Genomic DNA, 11,401 nt, shown 5'->3' on the forward strand with positions numbered 1-11,401 from the left:
TGCTCGAGGGGTCGCCGCTGCGCGTGGTCACCCGCGGCAGCGCGTATGCCGTGGGGTCCGGTCCCCACGGGCCCTCCGAGCTGCGCGCCACCGGGCGCGGTCCCTGGGCCGACCAGGACGCCGCCCCGGACGTCACCGTGCTCGTGCTGCACACGGGGTCGCCGACCGGTCCGGCCACGACGGCTCCGACTTCTGGTGTCCCCGTGGCCGCGACGGTCTCGGAGTCCCCCACGGTCTCGGAGGCGACGACCCCACCCCCGGCCGAACCCGCTCCGAGTGGTGGCGGTGCCGGGTGGAAGCTGCCCAGCGTGTTCGGCCGCACCCGTGAGCCGGCCCAGCCCGATACCGGGCTGCCTGCCCAGCCGGACCCCGCCGCACAGCCCGCCCAGCCCGCGGCGACGGTCGACGTGGTGGGTGACGTGGGTGAGGTGGAGGACCTGCCGAGCTATGACCACCTGTTCGGCGCCACCCAGCACGACCGGCCGGCCTGCATCGAGCCGCACGACACCCAGGGCATCGACGAGCCGCCCATCGGCCACGCCCCCATCGAGTCGGCCGGCGGCTTCGACCCCCGCGACGCCGTCGAACGGCAGCCCGCTCAGCGACACCCCGACCACACGCTCGCCCCGCCTCCCGACACCGGGCGCCCTGCTCCCGCGCCACCACGGGCCGGCCTGATCAGCTCGGTGCCATGGAGGAGTGGCGGCTCCGACGTCCCGCCGCCCGCACCGGCCGCACCGGTCGCACCGCCCGCGGTCGAGGGGCCGCGATCGCAGCCTCGCGCCGAGCCAGAGGTGCGATCGCGACTCGTCGTTCCGCCTGCGATCCCCGATGAGCCGCCCACGACCGCCGAGGAGTCACACACCTCCGAGGACTCCGATGCCACGGTCGACCGCAGCGCTCTCCTCGCGGGACGGGCGGCAGCCGTCAGCGGTCCCACGGTCCTCGCGGTCCTCTGCCCGGCCGGCCACTCCAGCCCCCCGCACTCGGGCGTCTGCCGCCTGTGCGGACGCGAGATCCCGCCGCAGCAGCCGTTCCAGACGACCCGTCCGCCGCTCGGTCTGCTCCGCCTCGCGAACGGCGACGTGGTCCAGCTCGACCGAGGCGTCCTGCTCGGACGCTCGCCCAAGGTCAACGCGGAGCTCAGCGCCGCCGACCGGCCACACCTCGTGCGGGTGGCCTCGGCCCAGAACGACATCTCGCGCAACCACGTCGAGATCGTCCTCGAGGGATGGCACGTCCTGATCCGCGACCTGGGCTCCACCAACGGCACCACGGTCGCGCTGCCCGGCCAGCACCCTGTCCGGCTGCGCCCCAGCGACCAGCAGGTCATCGAGCCCGGCACTGTCATCACCCTCGCCGACGAGGTCAGCCTGACCTACGAGGTCGGCGCGTGAGCACGTCCACCCCACCGGAGATTCCCGGTCTCGTCTACGTCCAGCCGGTCGGTTCGGGCGGGTACGCCGACGTGTTCCTCTACGAGCAGCAGATGCCGCGGATGAACGTCGCGGTGAAGGTCCTCAAGGGCGAGGGCCTGACCCCGGCCATCCGCCGTCAGTTCGCCGACGAGGCCGACACCATGGCCCAGCTGGCCGACCACCCCTACATCGTCCAGGTCTTCCGCGCCGAGACCGCCTCGGACGGTCGGCCCTACCTCGTCATGAAGTACTACCCGCCGCCCAACATGGCGGTGCGGGCCCGCTCGGAGCGGTTCACGGTCGAGGAGGTCCTGCGCATCGGGATCCAGCTGGCCAGCGCGGTCGAGACGGCCCACCGGGCGGGCATCACGCACCGCGACATCAAGCCGGCCAACGTTCTCGTCAGCCAGTACGGCGCTCCCGGTCTCACCGACTTCGGCATCGCCGGCCGCGGTGGGGCCGCCGCCGAGGAGGAAGCCGACGACGTCGGTGTCTCGGTGCCCTGGGCCCCACCGGAGGTGCTGTTCGGGCAGTCCAACGGTGACGCCCGCGCCGATGTCTACAGCCTGGCCGCGACCCTGTGGCAGCTGCTCGTCGGTCGGTCGCCGTTCGAGGTCGCCGGTGGCGACAACTCCGCCTACGCCCTGATGCCCAGGATCCGCTCCACCCCGGTGCCGAGCACCGGTCGGGCCGATGTGCCGGTCTCGCTCGAGCGGCTCCTCGGACAGTCCATGGCCAAGGACGCCGGCAACCGCCCGGCCACCGCACTCGCGTTCGCGAGGGCCCTACAGGAGATCGAGCAGGAGCAACGCTTCCCGCGCACGGCAATCGTCGTCCTCGACGAGCAGGGCCAGACGACGCTCGCCGACCAGACTCCCTCCCCGGCCGACGACGGCGGGGACGAGGACCGCACCCGGGTGCGCAGCCCTCAGGCGGTGCGCAGCGCCCAGGTCCTGCCGCAGCCGCGGCCGGCGCACACGGCATACCCGTCGCTGCGCGGCTCCACCTCGATTCCCGCAGCGGGGCACACCACCGTGAGCTCTTCCCGGGCCGGCGCGGTGGGGGCCGCTGGCGCCGGGGTCCCCGACGACCTCGCCGAGGAGGGGACGGTCCGGGTCGACCGCTCGCGCGATGCCGCCCACCCGCCCCATCAGGGCGCGACGACGGCTCCGGGTGGCGCCACCGCACCGGTCGAGGGTGACGGTCGGCACGAGATCAGCCCGGCGGTGCTGCTGACCCTCGTCGGCGTGGTCGTGGCGCTGCTCGCAGCGGTCGCGCTGTGGGCGGTCCTCGGTCGCGGCGACGGCGACCCCGCCACGCCGACGACCGCCCGGACGGTGGCCGGGCCGGGCGACGACAGCCCGCTCGACGCCCCGGAGGTTCCCACGATGAGCGTGAGACCGGTCATCGGAGGGGTGGCCTTCTCGTGGAGCTACCCGGGTGCCCGGAAGGGCGACACGTTCAGGTTCCGGTCCGCCGCGACGGTCGACGCCGTCTCCGAGGCCGGGCCGTCCCCGTCGCTGCCGACGTCGACCACGGTCGTCAAGGCCGCCAAGGGGACGCAGGTGTGTGGTGAGGCCCGGGTCGTCAGGGGCGGGGCCGAGTCCAACTGGTCCGCCCCGAACTGTGAGAAGGCGGGCTAGCGATGGGGGAGCTGACATGAGAAATGACAGGGGGATGACATGGGTGTGACCGTGGACTTCTGCGGTGAGCTGTTCGTGGCCGAGGGGTCGGGTCCGCTCACCATCGGCCGGGTGGGGCACATCGAGATCGACGACAACCCCTACCTGCACCGCAACTTCCTCCAGATCGTCGAGGAGGGCGGGCTCTGGTGGTTGGCCAACGTCGGCACCACGCTCACCGCCACGGTGGCCGACAAGAAGGGGCTGTTCCAGGCCTGGCTCAACCCGGGCGCGCGGATCCCGCTGGCCCTCGAACGGCTCACCGTCTGGTTCACCGCCGGGCCGACGACCTACGACTTCGACATCCTCGTGGACTCGCCCGCCTTCACCTCCACCGGAACCGAGGACAGGGCGGACGACGACGCGACCGGCGAGACCACCGTGGGGCGGGTGTCGTTCACGCCGGACCAGAAGCTGTTGATCGTGGCCCTCGCGGAGCCGTTCCTGCGCCGGGGACAGGCGGGCACGGCCCAGATCCCTTCGTCGGCCGACGCCGCCGCGCGGCTGGGCTGGAAGGTCACGAAGTTCAACCGAAAACTGGACAATGTATGCCAGAAGGTCGCCGATGCTGGTACACGTGGACTGCACGGGGGGCCGGGGAAGCTGGCCAGCAACCGCAAGGCCAGGCTCGTCGAGCACGCACTGTCGACCCGTCTGGTGACCGAGCCAGACCTGGTGCTGCTCGACGGCACGGCGCTGCTGGACGGCGTGGACGGCACGGGCGGCACGGGCGGCACGGACGGCACCACGCACACCAACCAGGGGGAGTAGGTAGTAGTGAGTCCGATGTCGACTCGACGGGTGGGGGTGGCGTCCGGTCTCGTGGTGGCGCTTGCCGCGACGAGCCTGACGTTCTTCGCGGTCACGTCCAAGGGCGAGACCGTGCACGAGACCGAGCTCAGCGACGGCGGGGTCTGGGTGTCGTCCGCCAAGGACGCCCGGTTCGCGCGGGTCAACAAGGCCGTGGGGCAGTTCGACGGGGGCGTCGCCGCCTCGAGCGGTTCCGGCGAGCCCGTCGACATCCTCCAGGACGACTTCGCCGTGGCCGGACTGGTCGTCGGGTCGGGCGCACTCACGCCGATCGAGCCCAAGTCGGGCCGGCTCGCGGAGGGCACGGGGGTGTCCGCCCCCGCTTCGCAGGCCGGCACCAACCTGCAGGTGTTCGTTCCCCGCACCGTGGACCTGCGCGGTGGCACGGTCGCCATGGTCGACCCGAAGAGCGGCAAGGTCTGGGCCCAGACCTACGACGCCAAGGCAGGTCTGGTCACCCTCGAAGCCCTCACCACCGGCGCCAAGCCGCTGGTGACCGTGGGCGCCGTCGCGGCGATCGCGGTGGACGTCAAGGGGGGAGTCCACGCGGTCTCCGGTGCGACGGGCAAGGTCGTGTCGATCGCCCGCACCGCAACGGGATTCGCCAAGCCGGTGGTCGAGTCGGTCACGCTCAAGGACGCCAAGGTCGTCGACATCACCGCGGTGGGCACCCGCTGGGTCGTCTACAGCGCGGGAGACGACAAGCTCTGGACCCAGGGCAGTGACAAGCCGGCTGACGGGGGCACCGCGCGGGCCGAGGGACAGCCTGCGTATGCCGCGTTGCAGCAGCCCGGTCCCGACGCCGACTCCGTGGGCCTCCAGGACTCGACGACGTTGCGGCTCATCGGCTTGGGCGGTGGAGGGGCCGGCGGCGGTGTCCAGGTCACCATCGGCGACAACGAGACGCCGCCGTTGCCGTCACGTCCCCTGCGCACCGGCGCGTGCATCCACGCGGCCTGGGCCAGCGTGGTCAACAACTACTACGGCAAGGACTGCGGTTCCGGGCAGCCGAGTCCGGCCGTGACCATCGTGCGCGAGACCAAGGAAGCAGTGAAGTCGGGCGTCTCGCTGCGCACCAACCACGGACTCGTCGTGCTCAACGACCTCGACGGCGGGGAGGTCTGGGACCTCGACAGCAAGCCGAAGAAGCTCGACGAGTGGGACTCGCTGATCCCGCCGCCGCAGACCGACAAGACCACCAAGAAGAAGGACCCCAACCTCATCGACGAGACGTCGGTGGCCCAGCCCCCGCAGGCCAAGCCCGACAACCTCAAGGCCCGTCCGGGTCGGACGTCCAAGCTGCACGTCCTCGACAACGACACCGACGCGGCTGGCTCGGTGCTGGCGATCGACCCGGGCGACCTGGGCCGACCGGACCTGGCCGGGGTCTCGGCCAGCGTCGCCGCGGACGGCCAGAGCATCGACGTGGCGATCCCGGCCAGGCCGGAGCGCCAGTCGTTCACCTTCAGCTACAAGATCAACAACGGCAAGGCCCCCCAGAAGTCGGAGGCCAAGGTCACCGTGACCCTGGTCCCCGACGAGGTCAACAGCCCGCCGACGTTGCGACCTGGCACGGCGAACCTGTCCCGCACCGTCTACCCGGTCATCCGGGGCAAGCTGCTTCCGGTGCAGGTCGTCGGCGACTGGCGCGACCCCGAGAGCGACTCCCTCAGCCTCGAGGCGACGGGCGACGGTTCGTCGGTCGACGGCCTCGGCCGCCTCAACGTCCTCGCGCCGATGAAGGCGGGCACCCAAGGGGTGGAGTACTCCGTCAACGACGGGCGCGACAGCACCAAGGGCAGCGTGACGGTCAAGGTCATGGGTCCCGACGAACCTCTCCAGAAGCCGAGGACCCAGCCGGACGTCGTCCGCGGTGTCGTCGGCAAGCCGCTGCAGCTCGAGCCGCTCGGCAACGACATCCCGGGGGCCGACCCCAGCGAGCCCGACGCCAGGATGCGGTTGAGCCGCGAGCTCCAGTCCAGCACCGTGGACGTCACCACCAACCTGGACACCGGCGTCGTCACCGTGACCGGTGCGAGCGCCGGGACCTTCGAGCTGAGCTACGGCGCCCAGGTGGGTGGCGGCATCTCCGCGGGCCGGGTGCGCGTCGACCTGATCGCCGACCCGAGCCCCGACGCCCCTCCCGTGGCGGTGCCCGACTCGGCGACGCTGCGCGACCAGACGCCCGTGCTCACCGACGTCCTGGCCAACGACTACAGCCCGCGGGCCGACGTGCTCGTCACCCGCTCGGTCACCGTCACCTCGGCCAACGCGTGGCTGCGTCCCTCGATCTACCAGGGCCGCTGGGTGCGGATCGAGGCCCTCGACCCCGCCGGCCCGGGTGGACGTCCCCGCACGGGCACCGTCTCCTACACGATCAGCGACGGCGTGAAGTCGACCACCGGCCAGGTGGCCGTCTCGCAGTTCCCGGCCAACGACCGCAACGGGCCGGTGGTCGGCGACGACCAGGCCGTGGTCCGCGCGCAGGACACCGTGACGGTGCCCGTCATGGACAACGACAGCATGGCGGACGGCATACCCCTGGTGCTCGACCCCGCCAGCGTCAAGGTCATCAACGGGGCGGGTGACGCGTTCGCCTCCGGCAACGTCGTGCGCTTCGTCCCCAGGAACCGCAGTCCGAAGGTCCAGGAGACCGTGACGGTGGAGTACGCCGTCTACCCCATCGGGGACAAGCAGAAGGCGACGACGGGTCGGATTGCCATCACCGTCATGCCGCTGCCCTCGACCGGCACACCCAACCAGCCGCCGGTCGCGCGCAGCTTCTCCACCAGTGTCACCGCCGGCGACCCGCTCACGATCACGGTGCCCTCGTCCGGCGTCGACCCGGACGGCGACAGCGTGACCGTCGTGGGTCTGGTCGGCGACGAGGGCGGTGCCGTCGACCTGAGGTACGGCCGGGTCACGGGCTTCGGCCCGTCGACGATCAAGTACGAGGCCTACCCGACCGCCGCCGGCACCGAGGTCCTCAACTACGAGGTCCGTGACCGGTTCGGCGCGACCAGCCGGGGCTTCGTGCGGATCGGGGTCGTCCAGCCCGGTGACCCGCAGCCACCGGTGGCCGTGGAGGACGAGGTCCGCGCCAAGCCGGGCAGGAGCGTCACGGTCGACGCCACCCTCAACGACCTCATCGCGCGGGGCGACAGTGTCGAGCTCGAGTACAAGGCGCCCCTCAACCCCGAGTCCGAGCTGGCCAAGTGGAAGGTCGACGAGGCCAACACCTACTTCACGACCAAGGTCCCCGACGTCAAGGCCGGTGTCCAGCACCTGACCTACGGCATCGGCAACGGCCTCTTCGACCCGTCGCGGTCGACGATCGCTGTGGTCCCCGACCCCACCGCCAAGAACCCACCCGTCGCCGTCGACGACACCGCGAAGCCGACCCAGGGCGAGACGAGTGCCGTGGTCGACGTGCTCGCGAACGACCGCGACATCGACGGGACCCGCGAGTCGCTCACGGTGTCGGCAGTGCTCTCGCCGGACGGCACCATCGAGGGCAGGCAGGTCCGCGTCGAGGTCAAGCCGTTCCCCTACACCGTGCCCTACGTCATCACCGACGAGGACGGCCTCACGGCGATGGCGCTGATCCACGTCCCCACGGGTGGGTCCGGGGTCCCGTTCGTCGTCTCCGGCGCGCTGATCGAGATGGACAAGGACTCCACCAGGTCGGTCAAGCTCTCCGACTACGTCAAGTCGCCGCGGGCCCGGGTCGTCAGCATCACCACCGGCGACAACCTCAGCGCCTCGCCCAGGGACCGGCTGAGGGTCGAGGCCGACGGCCGTTCGGGACTGACCCTCACCTCGTCCGGTGGCTACATCGGACCGGGTGCCGTGATGCTCGAGGTGAGCGACCAGGAGACCGTGGACCAGAAGGACTTCAAGACGGCCTACGTCTCGATCCCCGTGCAGATCGGTCCCAAGATCCCCCTGCTGCGCTGCCCGGACTACGCGGTGTCGCTCAACGCCGGGGGTCTGGCGCGCACGGTCGACATCCCCACCCTGTGCCACGCCTGGGTCCCCATCGGGATGACCCTCGACGACGTCGCGTTCGAGAGCTCCTGGCGGCCCGAACCCAAGGGGGTCGACCTCTCCCGCAGCGGGGCGGGTGACCGGACCATCGGGCTGAAGGCGCGCAAGGACGCGCCGAGCAGCATCGACGGGCGGCTCGTCGTCAAGGCCCGCGGCGGCCCCGAGTCGGTCGTCAGGGTGTCGGTCATCGGGCTCGCCGAGGGCACCGTGGGCACCGACGCCAACGGCAACCCGCTCACCAACCTGGGGCCGCCCAGGCTGCGGCCGTTCTCGATCGCGGGTCTGAAGGCCGGTTCGTCCCAGACGATCAGCCTGCGGTCCTACCTCGACTCACCGCTCGAGAAGCCCGAGTGCTCCATCTCGTCGGCCACCGTCCCGGCGGGTTCCGGGCTGACGGTGAGCTACTCCGGGTGCGACCTGACGGTCACGGCTGCGGCCACAGCCCGGGGGCAGGCGTCGGTGAACGTGTCGGTCGCTGACGGTCCGGGGCGCTTTGCGGCGGGCAGGGGCACCATCGAGATCCTCGGCAAGCCGGACGCACCGACCGGCGTTGCCGCCGAGGCCGACCGGGTCAGCGGAGGTTTCGCCCGGGTGCGCTGGCTCCCGCCGGCCATCGACGGCGGCAGCCCCATCACGCGCTACATCGTCGTCGTCAGGGGCCCGGGAGGTCGCGAGGAGAGCTGCTCGGCCTCGCCGTGCACCATCACCGGTCTGCAGGACGGCGAGTCCTACACGTTCACCGTGTCCGCGGTGAACGCCATCGGCCGCAGTCCCGAAAGTGCGACCAGCAACGCCGTGGTCCCCGACACCCTGCCCAACCCGGTGACGGGTGTGCGCATGGCCGGTCGGGGTGACGGCTCGCTCGACATCGCGTGGAGCGCGCCGGCCAGGAAGGGCAGCGAGGTCACGGCCTACGACGTCCGCGTCACGGACACCACCAGCGGCACGGTCCGGTCGCAGGCCGTCGCGGCGCCGACCCTGCAGGCCACCGTCGCTGGCCTGGTCAACGACAACGAGCAGACCGTCCAGGTGCGGGCCAAGAACAAGCTGGGCCACGGACCCTTCGGCCCGGCGGTCAGCATGCAGTCGGCCGGCACCCCACCGGCTGTGGCCGCTCCGGCCGTCACCAACGGAGGTACCGGTCCGGCCGCAGGCTCGTCGCGGCTGACCATCTCGTGGTCGGCGGTGCAACCCAACGGACCGCCGCTGACGAAGTACACCGTCTACGAGAGCCGCGACGGCGGCGCGTGGGCAGCGATCGGCACCACGTCGCCCAGCACCCGGTCCCTGGGCCACACCACGGTGTATGACGGTGCGAGCTACCGCTACGTCGTGACGGCCACCAACGGTGCCGACATCGAGGGCCCCAAGGCCAACTCGACGGCGTTCTCGTCCGTCGGCATCCCCGAGGTCCCGGGTTCCCCCAACGTGAGCACGCCACAGCCGAACAAGGGAGCCACCGTGCGGGTTGCGGTGGGCGACTCGCGGGCTGCCGGCTTCACCCAGCTCCAGTGGCTCACCAGCGAGGGTGACACCGGAACGGTGAGCTGCGGCTGCCCAGAGGGCACGGTCAGGCAGTTCGACATCAACGGGGGTCTCGGGATCGTCAACCAGACCATCCGGGTCCGGGCGTTCAACGGCAAGGACTGGTCGGCCTACGGACCTGCCAGCAACTCCTACCGGCCCTACGGCAGCACCCTGGACCCGACCAACCTGCGCTCGACGCGCACCGGCAACACGATCACCTGGCTCTGGAACACCCCCGACAACGGGCGCGCCACCGACCAGGTGCAGGTGCGCGGGGCGGTCGACCAGACCTGGAACAGCGACCACACCTCGGTCGACTTCGACGGGGCCGCGGGCCGCAGCTACCAGCTCGAGGTCCGGGCCCACTCGGCGGCCGGCTGGTCGGGCTGGGTCGGCCCGGACGGCGCCAGCATCCCTCCTCCCGATCCGTCCATCGGGGGCATCAGTCGCGGCCAGCTCCGGACCAGTGCCTGCGGCAACTGCCGCGAGATCAACTGGACGGCCCAGGACGTCCTGCCCGGCGGCTACACCATGCACTGCTACTACAACGGCGGCAGCGAGTTCTACAGCGCTGCCGTCACCGTCAACGCCAACGGCAGCCACAGCGGTGCCTGGTGCGCCGTCGACCCCAACCTGGCCAACACCGTCAAGATCACGATCACCGGCGGTCCGTCCGGGACGGCAACCTCCGGCTTCGTGAACTTCTGACCACGCGGCACACCTCCATGACCACCACACACGAAGTCCACCACTACCGAAAGACATGGCACCGATGACCGTCACCCATGACCAGGCCCAATGGTTCGCGCAGGCGTTCACCCAGATGGTCGAGAACGTCGACAAGGCCGTCCTGGGCAAGCAGCACGTCATCCGGCTCGCGCTGACCTGCATGCTGTCCGAGGGGCACCTGCTGCTGGAGGACTTCCCGGGCACGGGCAAGACCCAGCTCGCGCGGGCGATGGCCAGCACGGTGCAGGGCACCAACAGCCGGGTGCAGTTCACGCCCGACCTGCTGCCCAGCGACGTGACCGGGGTGACGATCTACGACCCGGCCAAGCAGACGTTCGACTTCCACCCCGGTCCGATCTTCGCCAACATCGTGCTGGCCGACGAGATCAACCGCGCCTCGCCCAAGACCCAGTCGGCGCTGCTCGAGGTGATGGAGGAGGGCCGGGTCACGGTCGACGGCGTGCCCCACCCGGTCGGTGAGCCGTTCATGGTCATCGCCACCCAGAACCCCATCGAGCAGGCGGGCACCTACCGGCTGCCGGAGGCGCAGCTCGACCGGTTCCTCATGAAGACGAGCCTGGGCTACCCCGACCACGAGGCGACCGTGAAGGTCCTCGCGGACGCCAAGACCCGTGACCGCACCAAGGCCCTCGAGCCCGTCGTGACGAGCAACGTCGTCATCGACATGGCGGCCCTGGCCGACGAGGTGCACGTCGACCCGGCGATCCTCGCCTACATCGCGCGCATCGCCGAGGAGTCCCGTCGCCACGTGTCGATCAAGCTGGGCCTCTCGGTCCGCGGCTGCCTCGCCTTCGTGCGCTGCGCCAAGACCTGGGCGGCCAGCCAGGGTCGCACCCATGTCATCCCCGACGACGTGAAGCTGATCAGCCACCCCATCCTGTGCCACCGCCTGCTGCTGACCGCCGAGGCGCAGTTCGCCAACATCACGGTCGACCAGGTCATCAACCAGATCCTCTCCGAGGTCGCCCCGCCCGCCGAGCGAGTCGCCTGAGCATGACGGTGCAGAAGCCAGGGCCGGCTCCGGGGCCGGAGGTGCGCGAGCTCCCGGAGGACGTGGGCCACACGACGCGCAGAGCCGACCTCAAGCAGGGTCGGCGGACCGGACGTGCCCAGGCCCCGACGGCACCGGGGTCGCCTCTCGGACCACCCCCGTATACCGGGTCGCCG

At 71.2% G+C, this 11,401-nt stretch carries 5 protein-coding genes; all 5 read left to right on the forward strand.

What is annotated here, in order from left to right; genetic code table 11:
• A partial coding sequence (locus tag AC1DVZ_RS03505) for an FHA domain-containing protein (protein WP_477616798.1) occupies positions 1–1,397 on the forward strand: 1,397 nt, incomplete at its 5' end.
• Positions 1,394–3,061 (forward strand): serine/threonine-protein kinase, encoded by a 1,668-nt coding sequence (locus AC1DVZ_RS03510; protein WP_477616799.1) that lies wholly within the window; start codon positions 1,394–1,396, stop codon positions 3,059–3,061. The genes AC1DVZ_RS03505 and AC1DVZ_RS03510, both read left to right, overlap by 4 nt.
• A gap of 39 nt (positions 3,062–3,100) precedes the next feature.
• Entirely contained in the window at positions 3,101–3,871 is a 771-nt protein-coding gene (locus AC1DVZ_RS03515; protein ID WP_477616800.1) for a hypothetical protein, read from the forward strand.
• A 15-nt stretch (positions 3,872–3,886) separates the two neighbouring features.
• On the forward strand, positions 3,887–10,192 hold the full coding sequence (locus tag AC1DVZ_RS03520; RefSeq protein WP_477616801.1) for an Ig-like domain-containing protein: 6,306 nt from the start codon (positions 3,887–3,889) through the stop codon (positions 10,190–10,192).
• A gap of 64 nt (positions 10,193–10,256) precedes the next feature.
• Positions 10,257–11,225, forward strand: coding sequence for an AAA family ATPase (locus tag AC1DVZ_RS03525; protein WP_477616802.1), 969 nt, complete (start codon positions 10,257–10,259; stop codon positions 11,223–11,225).
• The last annotated feature ends 176 nt before the right edge of the window (positions 11,226–11,401 follow it).

The sequence above is a fragment of the Pedococcus sp. P2_E5 genome, from assembly GCF_056403895.1.